The sequence below is a fragment of the Variovorax sp. M-6 genome, assembly GCF_052114385.1.
Classification (GTDB): Bacteria; Pseudomonadota; Gammaproteobacteria; order Burkholderiales; family Burkholderiaceae_C; genus Variovorax.
The window spans coordinates 46,579-64,457 of sequence record NZ_JBFREQ010000032.1; the positions used below are offsets into that span (position 1 = coordinate 46,579).

Below are 17,879 nucleotides of genomic sequence, written 5' to 3' on the forward strand. Positions count from 1 at the left end.
ACGCCCGGATCGTCAGGCGCGCAGTGCGCCGCGTGCGACCGAATGGGCCTCGATTTCCACCAGCAGATCCTGGCGGCAAATGTCGGCTTCGAGGTAGATCGCGTGGCTCACCGTGTGGGCCTGCGGGCCCAGCGCCTCCTCGAGCGCCTGGCGCACCCGCGCGGCGTCGGCGGCGTGACGCACGTACACCACGCAGTCCAGCGCCGCCAGATCGAAGGTGGCGCTGGTGCGCGCGTTGGCCGCCGCGATCACCGCGCCGAGATTGCGCAGCGTCTCCTGCACCTGCGGCAGCAGCTCGCCCACATGCACGGTCTCGTGGCCGACGATGCTGGCGGTGCCCGAGATGAAGAGCGCGATGTCGCCGCCGCCGACCTCGGCCAGCGCGGCGCGCGAGAAGGTCGGCGCGCGCGGGCCGTAGCTCGGCGGGTAGCGGTAGGCGGAGACCTGGCGCGGGTTCTCGACCGCGAGCGGGGCGGTGCGACCGGCCAGGAAGCGGATGCTGAGCGCGCCCTGGTGGATGCCGAGCGCGCAGGCGGCCGGGGCGCCGTCGAAGGCGGCCTGGCCGGCGTCGACGAAGGCCTGCTGCCGGCCGGCATTGAACTGGCGGTAGCGCTCGAGCCCGCCGCCATCGCCGTTGATCTGCGGCAGGTAGTTCCAGATTCGCAGCAGATGCGTGCAGCCGGTCTCGTCGAGCGCAGTGAAGAGGTCGCGGTACGCGCGTTCCGCCAGTGCCGCGACGCCGCTGCGTTCGACGCTTTCGTCGAGGTCGATGGCGCCGAGCATCCAGTGGCCGTCGCAGCGCCAGCGCACCACGCCCGTGGTGCCGGACTCCACATGCTCGCTGGCGTGCCAGACATCGGCCATCGCGGCGCCGCCGGACAGCACGCGCGCATTCACGGTCGGCATCCAGGCCAGGCCGTCGGGGGTGCCATAGCCGAGCGCACCGAAGGGCGAGGGGCGGCCAGCGGCGAGGGCCAGGCTGCCTTCGAGGCTGAGGCGCTGCACGCGCAGGGGCGGTGCGTCGAGGGGAAGGCGTGCGGTCATTGGCGGGCCTCGAGGATGTTCTCGCCGGCGAGCGGCCCGAGGTCGCGGATGTTGCGGCGGCGCCGCCGCCAGGCATCCCAGGTGCGGCGCGGATGGGCGGCGCTGACCGCGAAGTACAGGGTCTTCAGCACCCGCAGCGAGCGCCAGATGGGTGTCTTGCCGTAGATGTCGCCGGCCAGCAGCGACATCAGCGCTTCCTTGACGCGCATCGGGTTCGAGGGATACATGAAGAACTCTCGCATCGTCGGATTGGTCACGCGGAAGATGAACCAGGAGAACTCGCGCGGCCCCTTGCGCATCTCCGCCTCGAAGCGGCGCCGCTCGGCCGCGGCCTTGGCCGGCTGGTCAAGGGCGGCGGCGACCACCTCGGCGCCGACGAAGGCGCTGTGCATCGCCAGGTACACGCCCGAGGAGAACACCGGGTCGATGAAGGCGTAGGCGTCGCCCAGCATCAGGTAGCGCTCGCCGCTGCAATGGGTGCTGGTGTAGGAGTAGTTGCCGGTGGCATAGACCGCATCGTCGACCAGCGTGGCGTCCTTCAGGCGCTGCACGAGCGGCTCGCACAGCGCCAGGGTGTCGGCGAAGAATTCCTTCAGCGGTTTCTTGCGCGACTTCAGGTAGTAGGGCCAGCAGACGGCGCCGACGCTGGTGCTGCCGTCGGCCAGCGGGATGTACCAGAACCAGCCGTGCTGGAACCAGAAGATCGTGATGTTGCCCTCGAGCTTGCCCGGCGCCCGCTCGGCATTGGTGAAGTGGCCGAACAGCGCCGAACTGTTGTGCTTCGGGTTCTTCTGCTTGGCCTTGAGCTTGTTGGACAGGAAGGTGTCCCGACCGGAGGCGTCGATCACGAAGCGCGCGCGCCAGTGGCGCCGGGTGCCGTCGTCCTGCACCGCCTGGACGTCGGCGCCATCGGCGTCAAAGCTGACCTCGCGCACGCGGCAGCCTTCCAGCGCCTCGGCGCCCTGGGCGGCGGCATGGCGGAACAGGATCTCGTCCATCTCGGAGCGCCGCACCTGCCAGGCGTAGGGCATGGTCTTGTCCCAGGCCTCGGAGAACTCGAGCCGGGTGGGGTGATCATGGTCCGGCGAGACGAATTCCACGCCCCACTTGGGCATGCCGATTCGCTCGAGCTCGTCGCGCAGCCCGAGCTTGTCGAACAGCGCGACATTGGCCGGCAGCAGCGATTCGCCGATGTGGAAGCGCGGGTGGTGCGCCTTCTCGATCATCACGACCCGGCGGCCCTGCCGGGCGAGGAGGGCGGCGGCCGTGGCGCCGGCCGGACCGCCGCCGATCACGAGCACATCGCAGATTTCCTGCAAGGGCGAAGCGGATTCGGGGATCGGCGGGGGGATGTTCATGCGCTTGGGTGGGGAAGTGGGTCGCGCAGTGGGCGCATCAGCGGCGGATTATCCCAAAAAGGCATCGGCGCTCCTGTAGTCCGGGCCCGGCAGTTGCGGCCGCCGGACAGTAAACTCGCTGTCTGGTTTGAAAACACAAGATTGCGAGAGATAGAGCCATGGCCGGACACAGCAAATGGGCGAACATTCAGCACCGGAAGGGCCGTCAGGACGAAAAGCGCGGCAAGCTCTGGACCCGCGCCATCCGTGAAATCATGGTAGCCGCACGCACCGGCGGCGGCGACCTCGGCGCCAACCCGCGGCTGCGGCTGGCGGTCGAGAAAGCCAAGGCGGTCAACCTGCCGATCGACACGATCAAGCGCAACATCGACAAGGCCACCGGCAATCTCGAGGGCGTCAACTACGAGGAAATCCGCTACGAGGGCTACGGCATCGGCGGCGCCGCGATCATCGTCGACACCATGACCGACAACCGCGTGCGCACGGTCGCCGAGGTGCGCCATGCCTTTTCGAAGCACGGCGGCAACATGGGTACCGAAGGCTCGGTGGCATTCCAGTTCAAGCACTGCGGCCAGCTCGTCTTCGGACCCGGCACCAGCGAGGACAAGGTGATGGAAGTGGCGCTCGAGGCCGGTGCCGAAGACGTTGTCAGCGACGACGACGGCGCGATCGAGGTCCTGACCGCGGTCGGCGATTTCGAAGCCGTCAAGAACGCGCTCGAGGCGGCCGGCCTCAAGCCCGAGATCGCCGAGGTCACGATGCGGGCCGAGAACACGGTCGAACTCGCCGGTGAGGAAGCCGCCCGCATGCAGAAGCTGCTCGACGTCCTGGAAGACCTGGACGACGTGCAGGATGTCTACCACAACGCCGCGCTGTCCGAATGACGGCCCGGCGAACGAAAGCCCGCGAATGAAGGTACTGGTGATTGGGGGCGGCGGCCGCGAGCACGCCCTGGCGTGGCGGCTGGCACAGTCGGACCGGGTCAGCCGGGTCTACGTGGCGCCCGGCAACGGCGGCACGCGCTCCGACACGCGCTACGAATGCGTGGACATCTCCGCACCCGCGGATCTGCGCGCCTGGGCCCAGAAGGAAAAGATCGGGCTGACCGTGGTCGGCCCCGAAGCGCCGTTGGCCGCCGGCGTGGTCGACGAGTTCCGCGCCCACGGCCTGCGCATCTTCGGGCCGACCCAGGCGGCGGCGCAGCTCGAGAGCTCCAAGGCCTTCTCCAAGGCCTTCATGAAGCGGCACGCCATCCCGACCGCCGAGTACGAGGCCTTCACCGATGCCGCGGCGGCGCATGCCTATGTCGACGCCAAGGGTGCGCCGATCGTGGTCAAGGCCGACGGCCTGGCGGCCGGCAAGGGCGTGGTGGTCGCGACCACCTTGGCCGAGGCGCATGAGGCGATCGACTTCATGCTGCTGGACAACAAGTTCGGCGTCTCCCACAACGAGGGCGGCGCGCGCGTGGTGATCGAGGAGTTCCTTTCGGGCGAAGAGGCCAGCTTCATCGTGCTGTGCGACGGCAAGAACGTGACCGCGCTGGCCACCAGCCAGGACCACAAGCGTCTGCTCGATGACGATCAGGGGCCGAACACCGGCGGCATGGGCGCCTACTCGCCCGCGCCGGTGGTGACCGCCGAGGTGCACGCGCGGGCGATGCGCGAGATCATCCTGCCGACCATCCGTGGCATGGAGAAGGACGGCATTCCGTACACGGGCTTCCTGTACGCCGGCCTCATGATCGACGGCAAGGGGCATCCCAAGACGCTCGAGTTCAACTGCCGCATGGGCGACCCCGAGACCCAGCCGATCATGCTGCGGCTCAAGTCCGACCTGTTCGAAGTCTTCTGGCATGCGACCGACGGCACGCTCGACCAGGTCGAACTCGAGTGGGACCGGCGCGTCGCCCTCGGCGTCGTGATGGCCGCGCACGGCTATCCGCTGGCGCCGCGCAAGGGCGATCGCATCACGGGCATTCCGCCCGAGGCGCCCGATGCCGTCGTGTTCCATGCCGGCACCGCGCTCGACAACGGCGAACTCGTCACCAGCGGCGGGCGCGTGCTCTGCGTGACCGTGCTGGCCGACAGCGTCAAGCTGGCACAGCAGCGCGCCTACGCAGTCGCGGCGCGCATCCAGTTCGACGGCGCCCAGTACCGCAAGGACATCGGCCACCGCGCGGTCCATGCGCGCTCGCCGCAGGCTTGATGCAAAGCGCCCAGGACACCCGGCCGGAGGCGGTGGCGGACTACCTGCGCGGCCTGCAGCAGCGCATCGTCGCCGCGATCGAGGCCGCCGACGGCGGACGCTGCGTGCGCGACACCTGGCAGAAGGAGCCCGGCGAGCCGCTGCAGGGCAGCGGCCTGACCTGCATCCTCGAAGGCGGCGCCTTGTTCGAGCGCGCCGGCTGCGGTTTCTCGCAGGTGCGTGGCCCGCGGCTGCCACCCTCGGCGACCCAGCACCGGCCCGAGTTGGCCGGCGCGCCCTTCGAGGCGATGGGCGTGTCGCTGGTGTTCCATCCGCGCAATCCCTATGTGCCGATCGTTCACATGAACGTGCGGATGCTGGCCGCGCTGCCGCAGGACGCGGCGCCCGTGTGCTGGTTCGGCGGCGGCATGGACCTCACGCCCTGCTACGGCTTCGAGGAGGATGCGGTCCATTTCCACCGCAGCTGCCGCGACGCGCTGGTCCCCTTCGGCGACGACAAGTACCCGCGCTTCAAGACCTGGTGCGACGACTACTTCACGCTGAAGCACCGCAACGAGCAGCGCGGCGTCGGCGGCATCTTCTTCGACGACTTCTCCGAGCCGGGCTTCGAGCAGAGCTTCGCCATGCTGCGCTCGGTCGGCGATGCCTTCCTGCCGGCCTACCTGCCGATCGTCGAGCGGCGGCGCGACACGCCCTATGGCGAGCGCGAGCGTGGCTTCCAGCTCTACCGGCGCGGGCGCTACGTCGAGTTCAACCTGGTGTGGGACCGCGGCACGCACTTCGGCCTGCAGTCGGGCGGGCGCACCGAATCGATCCTGCTGTCGATGCCTCCGCTGGCCAGCTGGGCCTACCGCCGGCAGCCCGAGCCTGGCAGTCCCGAGGCGGCGCTCTACAGCGACTTCATCGTGCGGCGCGAATGGCTCTGACCCGCCCGCGCGTCGGTGTGTTCGGCGGTGCCTTCGACCCGCCCCACAACGCGCACGTGGCCCTGGTGCAGGCCGCCCTGATGCAATTGGACCTGGCCGAGTTGCGCATCTTTCCGACCGGGCAGGCCTGGCACAAGGACCGCGCGTTGAGTGCCGCCGAGCACCGCCTCGCGATGGCGCGGCTGGCCTTCGAAGGCATCGCCCGCGTCGTGGTCGATGCCCGCGAGATCCTGCGCCCCGGACCGACCTACACGCTCGACACCCTGCGCGAACTGCAGCAGGAACAGCCTGCGGTCCAACTCGTGCTGATCATGGGCGCCGACCAGGCCCTGTCGCTGCCGCGCTGGCACGGCTGGGAGCAAATTCTTTCGATTGCTATAATTTCCGTAGCAAATCGCGAAGCAGCCACGGGCGCCAGCGGTCGATTCGACCCTTCAGTCCTGCCATCTCTCCCGTCCGGCGCGCGTTTCGAACCCCTCGATCTCCAGCCCATGGACACCAGCGCGACCGATATCCGGGCGCGCGCTGTGCGTGCCGATGGCCTCGATGGTCTGGTTCCGCCGGCGGTTGCACGCTATATTGACAAACACCATCTCTACCGATCCGCCTGATGACCACTGAAGCCGCCGCCAAAAAAGACACCCAGAAACTCCAGCGGGCCATCATCGACGGCCTCGAGGACGTCAAGGCGCAGGACATCCAGGTCTTCGACACGGAACATCTCTCCCCCCTGTTCGAGCGCGTGATCGTCGCCTCGGGCACCTCCAACCGCCAGACCAAGGCGCTCGCCGCCAGCGTGCGCGATGCGGTGCGAGACGCCGGCTTCAACAAGCCGCGGGTCGAGGGCGAGGCCAACGGCGAATGGATCATCGTGGACTGCGGCGCGGCCGTGGCGCACATCATGCAGCCGGCCATCCGCCGCTACTACCACCTCGAGGAGATCTGGGGCGACAAGCCGGTGCGCACCAAGCTCGGTGCCGCCAAGCCCGCCGTGCCCCAGGCCACGGAAGAGAAGGCGCCTGCCGCGAAGAAGGCCACCACGTCGCTGCGCCGCTCCAGCGCGGCGAAGACGGCCATCCGCTCCGCCGAGCAGGCTGCCAAGCTCGAGAAGCAGAAGCCCGCGGCGAAGAAGACGGCCGCCCGCAAGACCGCGGCGCCGAAGACCGCGGTGAAGACGGTGGTGGTCAACAAGGCACCGGCCAAGAAGGCGGCTGCGAAGAAGGCCGCGCCCGCAGCGAAGAAGGCCGCACGCAAGACGACCTCTCCGAGGTCATGAAGCTGCTGGTGGTCGCGGTCGGGCAGCGCATGCCCGACTGGGCGCAGACCGCCTGGGACGACTACGCCAAGCGCTTTCCGCCCGAGCTCAAGCTCGAACTGCGCGCGGTCAAGACCGAGCCGCGCGGCTCCAAGACCCTCGAAACCCTCTATGCGGCCGAGCGCGAGCGCATCGAGGCCGCGATCGCCAAGGGCATGCGCATCGTCGCCCTCGACGAGCGCGGCACCGCGCTGACCACCAAGGCGCTGGCTGCCCGCCTGCAGGCCTGGCAAGGCGAGGGCGACGACGTCGCGCTGGTGATCGGCGGGCCCGACGGCCTCGACCCCGCATTCAAGGCCGCCGCGCACGAGCGCATCCGTCTGTCCGATCTCACGCTGCCGCATGCGATGGCGCGCGTGCTGCTCGTCGAGCAGCTGTACCGCGCGTGGTCGGTCAATGCCGGCCATCCGTACCACCGCGAATGAGCACAGGGTTCATCTACCTGGCGTCGCAGAGCCCGCGCCGGGCGCAGTTGCTGGCGCAGATCGGCGTGCGCCACGAGTTGCTGCTGGCCTCGGCCGACGAAGACGCCGAGTCGCTCGAAGCCGTGCTGCCGGGCGAATCGCCGACGGCCTACGTGCAGCGGGTCACGGCGCTGAAGCTCGACGCCGCGGTGGCGCGGCGCGAGCGCCGCGCCCTGCCGCCGGCACCGATCCTCTGCGCCGACACCACCGTGGCGATCGGCCGCACGATCCTCGGCAAGCCGGAAGATGGCCCCGATGCCGTTCGCATGCTCCAACTGCTGTCGGGCCGGACCCACCGCGTCATGACCGCGATCGCGCTGCAGCACGGCGGCCGGCGGCAGGCCGCGCTCAACGTCTCGCATGTGCGCTTTGCCGCGCTCGCCGCGCCGCAGCTCGCCGCCTATGTCGCCAGCGGCGAGCCGCTCGGCAAAGCCGGCGCCTATGCCATCCAGGGCCGGGCCGCGACCTTCATCGAACACATCAGCGGCTCGCATTCGGGCATCATGGGCCTCCCGATGTTCGAGACTGCCGAGCTGCTTCGCCAGGCCGGCTTCGAGACCTAGAAAAACATGCAAGACATCCTGATCAACTGGTCCCCCCAGGAGACCCGCGTCGCGCTGGTCGAGCACGGCGCGGTGCAGGAGCTCCATGTGGAGCGCACGCTGGAGCGCGGCCTGGTCGGCAACATCTACCTGGGCAAGGTGTCGCGCGTGCTGCCGGGCATGCAGTCGGCCTTCATCGACATCGGCCTGGACCGCACCGCCTTCCTGCACGTGGCCGACATCGTGGCGCCGTTCACCCCGGGCTCGCGGCCGAGCACCCCGACGCCCGAGCGCGACCACCGCAACGGCGGCGCCATGGTGCCGATCGAGAAGCAGGTGTTCGAGGGCCAGTCGCTGCTGGTGCAGGTGATCAAGGACCCGATCGGCACCAAGGGCGCGCGCCTGTCGACCCAGATCAGCATCGCCGGACGGCTGCTGGTGTTCCTGCCGCAGGACAACCACATCGGCGTCTCGCAGAAGATCCCGCCCGACCTGCGCGATGCGCTGCGCAGCCGCATGCAGGCTCTGATCGAGGCGGCGGCCGCGGCCGACAGCGGCGGCGTCGTGCCCGCCAACACCGGCGGTTTCATCCTGCGCACCAACGGCGAGGATTCGAGCGACGCCGAGCTGGCCGAGGACATCGCCTACCTGCGCAAGACCTGGACCCGCATCCGCGAGCTGTCGGTGCGGATGCCACCGATGTCGCTGCTGCACCAGGACCTGAGCCTGCTGCAGCGTGTGCTGCGCGACATGACCAGCGAGGACACGCAGACGATCCGCATCGACTCGCGCGAGCAGTTCGAGTCGCTGCTCAAGTTCGGTCTCGAGTTCATGCCGCAGGCGGCCGGCAAGCTGCAGCTCTACAAGGGCGAGCGGCCGATCTTCGACCTCTATTCGATCGACGAGGAGATCGCCAAGGCACTCGGCCGCCGGGTCGACCTGAAGTCCGGCGGCTACCTGGTGGTCGACCAGACCGAGGCCCTGACCACGGTCGACGTCAACACCGGCGGCTTCGTCGGCGCGCGCAACTTCGACGACACGATCTTCAAGACCAACCTGGAGGCGGCGCAGGCCATTGCGCGTCAGCTGCGGCTGCGCAACCTGGGCGGCATCGTGATCGTCGACTTCATCGACATGGCGCGCGACGACCATCGCGAGCAGGTGCTGGCCGAGTTCCGCAAGCAGTTGGCGCGCGACCGCGTGAAGACCACCGCGGGCGGCTTCTCGCAGCTGGGGCTGGTGGAAATGACGCGCAAGCGCACGCGCGAATCGCTGGCCCACATGCTGTGCGAGCCGTGCCTGGCCTGCAACGGGCAGGGCATCGTGAAGACCGCGCGCAGCGTGGCCTACGACGTGCTGCGCGAAATATTGCGCGAGGCGCGCCAGTTCACGCCGCGCGAGTTCCGCATCGTCTCGTCGCCGCAGGTGATCGAGCTGTTCCTCGACGAGGAGAGCCAGCATCTCGCGGGTTTGAGCGACTTCATCGGAAAACCCATCTCGTTGCAAGCCGAGCCCGCGATGGGGCAAGGCCAGTACGACATCGTGCTGCTTTAGCTCGCCCCCAGGTTGCCCCGCACTTCGTGTCGGGGCGCCCACCCCCTGCCGGGGGCAACACCGGCGGCCCGGCAAAGCCGGTTCCGCGGTGTTTCACCAACCGGCCTGGCTGCGCCGGCCACCGTCAGAGGGTCGCGGTTTGCCCGGGGGGCGTGGTCCGTATCGCATTCGTCTGCAGCCGGGCATAGAGTCCGTCGAGCGCCATCAGCTGTGCATGGCTGCCGTGCTCGGCCACTCGGCCGTGGTCCATCACGACGATCCGGTCGGCGTGCTGGATGGTCGACAGCCGGTGGGCGACGATCAGCGTCGTGCGGCCTTGCATCAACCGATTCAGCGCCTCCTGCACCAGCCGCTCGGATTCGGTGTCGAGCGCCGAGGTGGCCTCGTCGAGCAGCAGGATCGGGGCATTCCTGTAGAGGGCGCGGGCAATCGCGAGCCGCTGGCGCTGGCCGCCGGACAGCTGCGTCGCGTTGTGGCCCAGCACGGTGTCGATCCCCTGGGGCAGGCTCGCGACGTGCGCCGTGAGGTTGGCGGCCGCCACGCATTCGTTCACGCGGTCGCGGTCGATCGCGGCGCCCAGCGCGACGTTGGCGGCCAGGGTGTCGTTGAGCATCACCACGTCCTGGCTCACCATCGCGAACTGCGAGCGCAGGCTCTTGAGCTGCCAGTCGGCGATGTCGTGGCCGTCGAGCAGCACCTGCCCCGCGCTCGGCAGCACGAAGCGCGGCAGCAGGTTGACCAGGGTGGTCTTGCCCGAGCCGGACGGGCCGACGAAAGCCACGACCTCGCCGGGCTCGATCGTGAGGTCGACGCCGTCGAGGGCGCGTGCCTCGTCGTCGCCGCGGTAGTTGACGCGCGCGCCGCGCAGCTCGATGTGCCCCTGGGCGCGCGCCGATTCGAAGCGTCCCTGCGGCTCGGCGCCGACGCTGTCGACCAGTTCGAGCCCGCGCTCCAGCGCCGCCAGGCCGCGCGTGATCGGGTTGGCCATGTCGGCCAGCCGGCGGATCGGCGCGATCAGCATCAGCATGGCCGCGATGTAGGCCACGAAGCCGCCGACGGTCAGGCCCTGTTCGCTGCTCTGCCAGAGTGCGATGACCACCACGATCGAGAGTGCGACCGCGGCCAGCAACTGGGTCAGCGGCGTCATGGCGGCCGACGCGATGGTGGACTTCACCGCCAGCCTGTTCAGGCTGTGGCTCAGGCGCTCGAAGCGGTCGGTCTGGCTGGCCTCGGCGTTGTGCAGGCGCACCATGCGGTGGGCCAGCACGTTCTCCTCCACCACGTAGGCGAGTTCGTCGGTCGCGAGCTGGCCCAGCCTCGTGAGGCGGTACAGGCGCTTCGACAGCACCTTCATGATCCAGGCCACGCCGGGCACCAGCAAGCCGACGATCAGCGTGAGCTTCCAGTTCAGGTAGAGCAGGTAGCCCAGCAGCGCGATCAGGGTCAGTCCGTCGCGCGACAGGCCCAGCAGTGCCTGCACCAGCAGCATGCCGCCAGTCTGGACCTCATAGACCACGGTGTTTGACAGCGCACTGGCGGATTGGCGCGAAAAGAGGGCGAGTTCGGCCGCCAGCAGCTTCTGGAACAGCATGCGGCGCAGGCGTTGCATGCCTTCGTTGGCGATCCGCGCCAGCGCGTACTGCGAGACGAACTGCGCGAAGCCGCGCACCGCAAAGAGCGAGATCATGGCCACCGGCACGATCCACAGTGCGAGCTGGCCGCGCGTGAAACCGCGGTCGAGCAGCGGCTTCACGAGCGCCGGCATCAGCGGTTCGGTCAGGGCGGCAATCAGGGCGGTGAAGAATCCGAGAGCCCACCAGCGGCGCGAGCCACCGAACCAGGTCATCAGTCGCGCGAGTCGTCGCGTCAAAGGGGGGCGCACCGTGTCGGTGGCGGGGGAGGGCTGCATGGCGGCGCATTCTACGGGCGTGTGCCATGTAGGACCGCGCCGGGTCATACACGTTTTGTGACCTCCCTGCCATCGCAACATGTACCATGTGAGCTGTTTTGTCCGAGACAAGAAACTTAATCCTCGGAAACCTCTCCGAATTGCATGAAAAAGCCGTTGCAAGACCTCTCCCCAACCCCTTCTTCATCGTTCTTCGCTCGCCGCGGCTTGATTGCGGCCCTTGCCGCCACCCCCGTGCTTCCCGCACTGGCCCAGTTCCGGGTCGAGGTGTCGGGTGTCGGCGTGACGCAGTTGCCGATCGCGATCGCCCCGTTCCGCGGCGAAGAGTCGTCGCCGCAGAAGATCTCCGCCATCGTGCTGGCCGACCTCGAGCGCAGCGGACAGTTCAGGGGCGTCGATGCCTCCGGCCAGTCGCTCGATGAAGGCTCGCGCCCCGACCTGAGCCTGTGGCGCCAGCGCACCGCCGATTCGCTCGCCGTGGGCAGCGTGACACGGCTGGCCGACGGCCGCTTCGACGTCCGCTTCCGCCTCTGGGACGTGGTCCGCGGGCAGGACCTGGGCGGCCAGAGCTACACCGTCCCGCAGGGCGACCTGCGGCTGGCTTCGCACCGCATTGCCGACTACATCTACGAGAAGCTCACGGGCGAGAAGGGCATCTTCTCGACCCGCATCGCCTACGTCACCAAGGGTGGCAGCCGCTACACGCTGTGGGTGGCCGATGCCGACGGCGAGAACGCGCAGGCCGCGCTCGCCAGCCCCGAACCGATCATCTCGCCGTCCTGGTCGTCCAACGGCAGCCAGTTGGCCTACGTGTCCTTCGAGTCGCGCAAGCCGGTGGTCTACGTGCACAACGTGGCCAGCGGCCAGCGGCGCCTGGTGGCGAACTTCCGTGGCTCCAACAGCGCCCCGGCCTGGGCCCCGGACGGCGGCACGCTCGCCGTCACGCTGAGCCGCGACGGTGGCTCGCAGCTCTACACCATCTCGTCCAGCGGCGGCGAACCGCGCCGGCTCACGCAGAGCAACAGCATCGACACCGAGCCGGTCTATTCGGCCGACGGCAGCACGATCTATTTCGTCAGCGACCGCGGCGGTGCGCCGCAGATCTACAAGATGGGCGCCAGCGGCGGCAACCCGACCCGGGTGACCTTCAGCGGCACCTACAACATTTCTCCGTCGGTCAGCGGCGATGGCCGTTGGCTGGCCTACATCTCCCGTGTGGGCGGGGGCTTCAAACTCCACGTGATGGAGTTGGCGACCGGCAATGTGCAGGCGATCACCGACACCACGGCCGACGAGAATCCAAGCTTTGCACCCAACAGCAAACTGATCGTCTACGCCACCAAGCTCCAGGGCCGCGAAGCCCTCATGACCACGACGCTGGACGGCAAGATCAAGGCGCGACTGGCGGGGCAGGCAGGAGACATCCGGGAACCGGACTGGGGTCCGTTTCAAAAGCAATGATTAACTTGAGGAGTTCGAAATGTTGAAACGTACGATTTATTCGTTGGCCATCGTGGCGCTGATCGCTGGTTGCTCGTCGGGCACCAAGCTGAACGAGGCGCCGGTGGTCGACCGTGGCGCAGGCCAGGGCTCGGGCGGGGCCGCCAGTGGCGTGGCGCCGGTCACCATCGACCCCAATGCGCAGAACGCGCAGGGCCCGGTCGGCGTGGCACGGATCATCTATTTCGACTTCGACAGCTACACGGTCAAGCCCGAGTTCCAGCAACTGATCGACGGCCATGGCCGCTTCCTCAAGGCCAACCCGAACCGTCGCGTGTCCATCGAAGGCCACACCGACGAACGCGGCGGCCGCGAGTACAACCTGGCGCTGGGCCAGAAGCGCTCCGAAGCCGTGCGCCGTGCGCTGGTGCTGGTCGGCGTCAACGATGCCCAGATCGAGGCCGTGAGCTTCGGCAAGGAAAAGCCGGCAGCCCAGGGCAGCGGTGAGGACGCGTGGGCGCAAAACCGCCGCGCCGAGATCACCTACCGTTGATGATGATGCGCGGCGTTTCATTGCGGGGCGCGGCCCTCGCAGCCGCCTTGCTGTGCGCCTCGCTCGGTGCGCAGGCGGCGCTGTTCGAGGACGACGAGGCGCGGCGCGCGATCCTCGACCTGCGCCAGCGGGTCGAGACCATGCGCTCGCAGTCGGAGCAGCGCCAGAGCGAGGAAAGCGCACAGCTGCGGCGCAGCATGCTCGACCTGCAGAACCAGATCGAGCAGATGCGCGGCGACCTGGCGCGCATGACCGGCCAGAACGAGCAGCTCACGAAGGCCGTCACCGATCTTCAGCAACGGCAGACCGATGCCGACGACCGCCTCAAGAAGAACGAGCCTTCCAAGGTCGCTGTCGACGGGCGCGAATTCAATGCCGATCCCAAGGAGAAGGCCGACTTCGACGCCGCGCTCGGCATCTTCCGCGCCGGCCAGTTCGCGCAGGCACAGACCGCGTTCGCCGACTTCGTCAAACGCTATCCGCAGAGCGGCTACAACGCTTCGGCGCTGTTCTGGCTCGGCAACGCGCAGTACGCGACCCGCAACTACAACGAGGCCATTGCCAACTTCCGCTCGATGCTGTCGCTGGCGCCCGACCATGCGAAGGCGCCCGAAGCCGTGTTGTCGATCGCGAATTGCCAGATCGAGCTCAAGGACACGCGCGCGGCGAAGCGCACGCTCGAGGACCTCACCAAGGCTTATCCGCAATCGGAAGCGGCACAGGCGGGCCGCGAGCGCCTCTCGCGCTTGCGCTAGGGACGTGACTGCCGCGAGCACTGTCGTCGCTGCGGGCGACGCCGACCTGGCCCGCCGTTTCGGCGGCCTCGAGCGCCTCTACGGCGTGGCGGGCGCGGCGGGCATTCGCGACGCGCACGTGCTGGTCGCCGGAATCGGCGGCGTCGGCTCGTGGGCGGTCGAGGCGCTGGCACGCAGCGGGGTGGGGCGGCTCACGCTGATCGACCTCGATCACATCGCCGAATCCAACATCAATCGCCAGATCCACGCGCTCGACGCGACCGTGGGCCAGGCCAAGGTGGAGGCGATGCGCGATCGCATCGCACAGATCAACCCCGCATGCCGGGTGCTGGCGCTCGACGAATTCGTCGAGCCGGGCAACTGGCCGGCCTTGCTGGCCGCGGCGCAGGAAGCGAACGGGCCGGTGACGGCCGTGATCGATGCCTGCGACCAGGTCAAGGCCAAGTTGGCGATGGCCGCCTGGGCGCGCGATTCCGGTGCCGAGTTCGTCACCGTGGGCGCGGCCGGAGGGAAACGCCTGGCGCACCGGGTCGAGATCGACGACCTCGCACTGGTGACCCACGATCCGTTGCTGGCGCAACTGCGCCAGCGTCTGCGCAAGGAGCACGGCGCGCCGCGTGAAGGCCGCAAGATCGGCATCGCCTGCGTCTTCAGCCGCGAGAGCGTGGCACCGCCGGATGCCTCCTGCGCGATCGAGGGCGATGGTTCGCTCAACTGCCACGGCTACGGTTCGGTGGTGAGCGTGACCGCAACCTTCGGCCAATGTGCGGCGGGCTGGCTTCTGGATCGGATTGCTCGGAATGTCACGCTATAATTTCGGGCTTTGCCGGACTCGACGCCGGTTGGAAGAAGAATAGAAGCCAAGAAGAAATTGTGAACGTGGGACGTTAGCTCAGTTGGTAGAGCAGCGGACTTTTAATCCGTTGGTCACTGGTTCGAATCCAGTACGTCCTACCACCCATGAGAGCGCACGCCGTAAGGGCGGGGCGCTCTTTTTTTTATAGCGGCGTTTGCCTATGAATTAGGCACTTTGCGGAACACACTTCCGCAAACATGCATTTCATCGAAGCGGTCGCACCTTCTTCCCCACTTTGTGGCGGATGTAGGTTGCGGTCATGCCTTCGGTCGCATGACCAGGCGGCGATTGCGCATCGCGCGTGCCGCGCTCATCGTCAATTTCTGTCGCCGCTTTCGCGCGTAGATCGCGGAACTGAAAATTCGCCTTCGGCACATCAGCCGCGGCGCGCGCGTCATCGAAACGGTCTCGGAGCATCGCTTTCGTCAGCGGCTTGCCCTCCTCATTGACCAGCAGCGCCATCGCGTAGATCTTGCGGTCCGCCTCGATCGCGCGCTTGAAGGCGCGGATCTCGATGACGAGGTCGGCCAACAGGCCTTCAATCACGATCCGCAGCTTCTCCTTCGTCTTGCCCTGGCGAAGGCGCAGGATGCCGCCCGGTACCTCTCCCTGGGAGGATCGAAATGAAAACGAAGGCTGCAACCGAGTACGGCGGGCCCACGAGCAAGGTCGCGCGGAACCACCAGGCAGAACGATCGTGCGCTCAGCTTCTCGGGCTGATCTCGGGCATCACGGCAGACGGGCATCTGCACGATCTCGAAATCCGCGCCAAGATCGACGCGGCGATGAAGCTCAGGGAGGGCGGATATCCGATCTTCATTTTGGATGAGGACGCTTGGCGCGCTGGCCTCGGGTCGCAGTAGCCAACGACGATCTCCCTCGCCAACTTCACTACGGAGAGATGGGAGTTCGCCCCTCAGTCATTGCGACTCAGTTGGGCTGTGGTGCGCTCTTCGACGTGCCGGCGCCATTCGCGCCGACCGATCAACGAGAAAACCACCAGCGCGATCGCCGAGATGGCCACTGCGATGAGCGTCTCCAGGCTGCCATCGCCTTCGTCGGGGCTGGTGTCGAACAGCATTTCGAACCATTGCGGCTCGACGATCGTGGCAATACAGGCGATGGCGCTCAGGGCTGCGGCGACGAGTGCGGCGACGAGGCGAATGCGGCTGGTCATGGTTCCTCCAAAGGGTGCGGTGCGACAGCCCATCAGCGACCGGCGATTTGGCGCAGGGTCGCCTCGATCGTCGAAATGTCCGTCGTCTCGAGTTCATGCCGTTCCGCCAGCGCCTCCAACAACGCGTTGATCGGGCCGCGCGGCGGGACTCTGTGCAGCTTGCCACCGATCAGGACCCATCCGCCGCCGTCCTGGACAACGCCGGCGAGAATCTGCGCCACCAGATCAGGGATGTGCGGGGTCCGGATCCTCTTGGTCGAGACGACGTTGCTGAACAGCTCCTGCACTCCAGTGCGCGTGTCCGTCCAGAGTAGCGCGAACGAGTCGCCGCCGGCGTCCATGCCGAAGTACTCGCCGATGAAATGGACGTCCGGGTCGCCATGAGAGAACGGCGCATTCACAAGCGGATCCCATGGCTGATCGGTGACATCGGCGAATTCGTTGAAGCTGGCACCGAAGTCCCACGACGCGGCAAGCTGCACGTTGATCAGATAGTTCCCGAACCAGTTGCCGAGGACGTAGAAGGAGCAGCCCACGATGCCTGTGGCCGACGTGCAGGCGACGCTCGGGTGGAAACACTGGGAATCGCCGTAGCTCACGTTCGGCAGAAGCGCCTGGCCTGCGGCAGGCCCGTCCCAGCTCAGTCCGTTGTCGCGCGAGCAACGAAAGTAGATGCGGCTGCGTCCCTCCCGCATGTCGGCCCACGTCACCACTACGACTTTCCCCGGCGCTGCACAGCTGCTGACGATTGTCATGACGCGAAATTTGGCGTGGTCGAAGTGTGGCCAGCCGTGAGTGATAGGCAAATGGCCACGCAAACTGACGACGCCGTCGACGACGGTGTGCTGCGGCTCGAACGTCGCGCCGCCGTCGGTCGAACGAAGCGACTTGATGGTGCTGCTCGCATCATCGTGCCAGAAGATATGCAGGGTGCCGTCGGAGGCGATCGAGATGTCGGGGGCGAAAGCGTACGACACGAGGGTGCTGCCTGGCGGGTCACCGCCCTTGCCCTTCCAAGTGGCACCATGGTCGGTTGACCGTGCGAAACGCAGCGGCGACGACGCCGCCCAGACGACGTAGACGTTGCCCCGGTATGGGCTCGTCGCATTGTTGTCGCAGAGCACCCATTGCTTGTCGTCGGTGGTGTCGGTCGTCAGGCGCATCGGTGGTTGCCAGGTGATGCCGCCATCCGAGCTTCGGTACACCGCCATGCCGAGGCCGGTCAGATCGGTCGGATCGAACCTCAACGGCTCGCCGACCAGGAACGCGTTGCCAAAATCGTCGAAGGCGACGGTCGGATCGGTCATTCCGTCCCAGCCATTCTGCAGCGGTAGCTGCGACTCGTGCCAAGTGAGGCCGGCGTCGAACGTGTAGATTGGCCCGAGCTTGAAACGGTACTTGGCAGGGTCGATGAATTTCTTCGACGCGCCGATCATGTTCTGTTCGTTGAGCGGGTTGATCGCGATGACCGATTCGCTACGCGACTGGACCGGTGTGCTCTGAGTTGCCTGGCGAGGCTGCCGGCGAAACAGGCCGCTTTGAACAAAGTTGAGTGCCCGACGGTTGGCGAAAATGTCGCTGAGGTGCCTCCCCAGGGCCAGGTCGTCAAGGTGGAGAAAATCATCATCTTTCGGCATGCTGAAAGTCTCCCTTCACCTTTGGGTGATTGGCGATTGCGAACGCTCCCTCTCTCCCTCCCTCCCTCCCTCCCTCCGGATACGGGAGCGATGCCGCGTGACCGCAAATCAGCCTAGCGCGACATGAAGAGCGATGAATCCTCA

General features: G+C 67.4%; 19 protein-coding genes and 1 tRNA gene. 14 read left to right on the plus strand and 6 right to left on the minus strand.

The window, feature by feature from the left end; genetic code table 11:
- Positions 1-12: 12 nt before the first annotated feature.
- Both AB4Z46_RS28035 and AB4Z46_RS28040 read right to left on the minus strand, forming a co-directional pair.
- Positions 13-1,044, minus strand: coding sequence for a chorismate transformation enzyme, FkbO/Hyg5 family (locus tag AB4Z46_RS28035; protein ID WP_442286829.1), 1,032 nt, complete (start codon positions 1,042-1,044; stop codon positions 13-15).
- A complete protein-coding gene (locus AB4Z46_RS28040; protein ID WP_442286830.1) occupies positions 1,041-2,402 on the minus strand; it encodes an NAD(P)/FAD-dependent oxidoreductase in 1,362 nt (453 codons plus the stop codon). The genes AB4Z46_RS28035 and AB4Z46_RS28040 overlap by 4 nt, the downstream gene beginning before the upstream one ends.
- A 158-nt stretch (positions 2,403-2,560) precedes the next feature.
- Here AB4Z46_RS28040 and AB4Z46_RS28045 point away from each other — a divergent pair, with 158 nt between their 5' ends.
- Genes AB4Z46_RS28045 through rng form a run of 8 tightly spaced genes read left to right on the plus strand, consistent with a single transcriptional unit; the run spans position 2,561 to position 9,408 of the window.
- Positions 2,561-3,286: a YebC/PmpR family DNA-binding transcriptional regulator gene (locus AB4Z46_RS28045; RefSeq protein WP_442286831.1), complete on the plus strand. Its 726-nt coding sequence runs from the start codon at positions 2,561-2,563 to the stop codon at positions 3,284-3,286.
- A 25-nt stretch (positions 3,287-3,311) separates the two neighbouring features.
- On the plus strand, positions 3,312-4,607 hold the full coding sequence (gene purD / locus AB4Z46_RS28050) for a phosphoribosylamine--glycine ligase (protein WP_442286832.1): 1,296 nt from the start codon (positions 3,312-3,314) through the stop codon (positions 4,605-4,607).
- The gene (gene hemF, locus AB4Z46_RS28055) at positions 4,607-5,533 is read left to right on the plus strand and encodes an oxygen-dependent coproporphyrinogen oxidase (RefSeq protein ID WP_442286833.1); all 927 of its coding nucleotides are present in this window, start codon (positions 4,607-4,609) and stop codon (positions 5,531-5,533) included. Before purD ends, hemF begins: the two co-directional genes overlap by 1 nt.
- The gene (gene nadD / locus AB4Z46_RS28060; protein WP_442286834.1) at positions 5,524-6,144 is read left to right on the plus strand and encodes a nicotinate (nicotinamide) nucleotide adenylyltransferase; all 621 of its coding nucleotides are present in this window, start codon (positions 5,524-5,526) and stop codon (positions 6,142-6,144) included. The genes hemF and nadD overlap by 10 nt, the downstream gene beginning before the upstream one ends.
- Complete coding sequence (gene rsfS / locus AB4Z46_RS28065) at positions 6,144-6,809, plus strand: ribosome silencing factor (protein ID WP_442286835.1); 666 nt, start codon at positions 6,144-6,146, stop codon at positions 6,807-6,809. The genes nadD and rsfS overlap by 1 nt, the downstream gene beginning before the upstream one ends.
- Entirely contained in the window at positions 6,806-7,273 is a 468-nt protein-coding gene (gene rlmH, locus AB4Z46_RS28070; RefSeq protein ID WP_076997156.1) for a 23S rRNA (pseudouridine(1915)-N(3))-methyltransferase RlmH, read from the plus strand. The genes rsfS and rlmH overlap by 4 nt, the downstream gene beginning before the upstream one ends.
- A complete protein-coding gene (locus AB4Z46_RS28075) occupies positions 7,270-7,875 on the plus strand; it encodes a Maf family protein (protein ID WP_442286836.1) in 606 nt (201 codons plus the stop codon). The genes rlmH and AB4Z46_RS28075 overlap by 4 nt, the downstream gene beginning before the upstream one ends.
- 6 nt (positions 7,876-7,881) lie before the next feature.
- Positions 7,882-9,408 carry a ribonuclease G gene (gene rng / locus AB4Z46_RS28080; protein ID WP_442286837.1) on the plus strand — a complete coding sequence of 509 codons (1,527 nt, stop codon included), beginning with the start codon at positions 7,882-7,884 and terminating at the stop codon, positions 9,406-9,408.
- 124 nt (positions 9,409-9,532) lie between these two features.
- On the opposite strand, the gene msbA is transcribed toward rng, so the two are convergent.
- Positions 9,533-11,317, minus strand: coding sequence for a lipid A export permease/ATP-binding protein MsbA (msbA, locus tag AB4Z46_RS28085; RefSeq protein WP_442286838.1), 1,785 nt, complete (start codon positions 11,315-11,317; stop codon positions 9,533-9,535).
- A gap of 144 nt (positions 11,318-11,461) precedes the next feature.
- Between msbA and tolB the strand changes: the two genes are divergently transcribed.
- The 5 genes from tolB (at position 11,462) to AB4Z46_RS28110 (ending at position 15,022) form a co-directional block, all read left to right on the plus strand.
- A complete protein-coding gene (tolB, locus tag AB4Z46_RS28090) occupies positions 11,462-12,778 on the plus strand; it encodes a Tol-Pal system beta propeller repeat protein TolB (RefSeq protein ID WP_442286839.1) in 1,317 nt (438 codons plus the stop codon).
- Between the two features lie 19 nt (positions 12,779-12,797).
- The gene (gene pal / locus AB4Z46_RS28095; RefSeq protein ID WP_442286840.1) at positions 12,798-13,310 is read left to right on the plus strand and encodes a peptidoglycan-associated lipoprotein Pal; all 513 of its coding nucleotides are present in this window, start codon (positions 12,798-12,800) and stop codon (positions 13,308-13,310) included.
- 5 nt (positions 13,311-13,315) lie between these two features.
- Positions 13,316-14,065 carry a tol-pal system protein YbgF gene (ybgF, locus tag AB4Z46_RS28100; protein WP_442286841.1) on the plus strand — a complete coding sequence of 250 codons (750 nt, stop codon included), beginning with the start codon at positions 13,316-13,318 and terminating at the stop codon, positions 14,063-14,065.
- A gap of 4 nt (positions 14,066-14,069) precedes the next feature.
- Positions 14,070-14,879, plus strand: coding sequence for a tRNA threonylcarbamoyladenosine dehydratase (locus AB4Z46_RS28105; RefSeq protein ID WP_442286842.1), 810 nt, complete (start codon positions 14,070-14,072; stop codon positions 14,877-14,879).
- Between the two features lie 67 nt (positions 14,880-14,946).
- A tRNA-Lys gene (locus AB4Z46_RS28110) sits at positions 14,947-15,022 on the plus strand.
- 103 nt (positions 15,023-15,125) lie between these two features.
- Here the strand turns inward: AB4Z46_RS28110 and AB4Z46_RS28115 are convergent.
- Positions 15,126-15,467: a tyrosine-type recombinase/integrase gene (locus AB4Z46_RS28115; RefSeq protein ID WP_442286843.1), complete on the minus strand. Its 342-nt coding sequence runs from the start codon at positions 15,465-15,467 to the stop codon at positions 15,126-15,128.
- A 77-nt stretch (positions 15,468-15,544) separates the two neighbouring features.
- Here AB4Z46_RS28115 and AB4Z46_RS28120 point away from each other — a divergent pair, with 77 nt between their 5' ends.
- Entirely contained in the window at positions 15,545-15,784 is a 240-nt protein-coding gene (locus tag AB4Z46_RS28120; protein WP_442286844.1) for a hypothetical protein, read from the plus strand.
- A 53-nt stretch (positions 15,785-15,837) separates the two neighbouring features.
- On the opposite strand, the gene AB4Z46_RS28125 is transcribed toward AB4Z46_RS28120, so the two are convergent.
- Together AB4Z46_RS28125 and AB4Z46_RS28130 are read right to left on the minus strand one after the other, a co-directional pair.
- Entirely contained in the window at positions 15,838-16,098 is a 261-nt protein-coding gene (locus AB4Z46_RS28125) for a hypothetical protein (protein WP_442286845.1), read from the minus strand.
- A 32-nt stretch (positions 16,099-16,130) separates the two neighbouring features.
- The gene (locus AB4Z46_RS28130) at positions 16,131-17,735 is read right to left on the minus strand and encodes a hypothetical protein (protein WP_442286846.1); all 1,605 of its coding nucleotides are present in this window, start codon (positions 17,733-17,735) and stop codon (positions 16,131-16,133) included.
- Between the last annotated feature and the right edge of the window lie 144 nt (positions 17,736-17,879).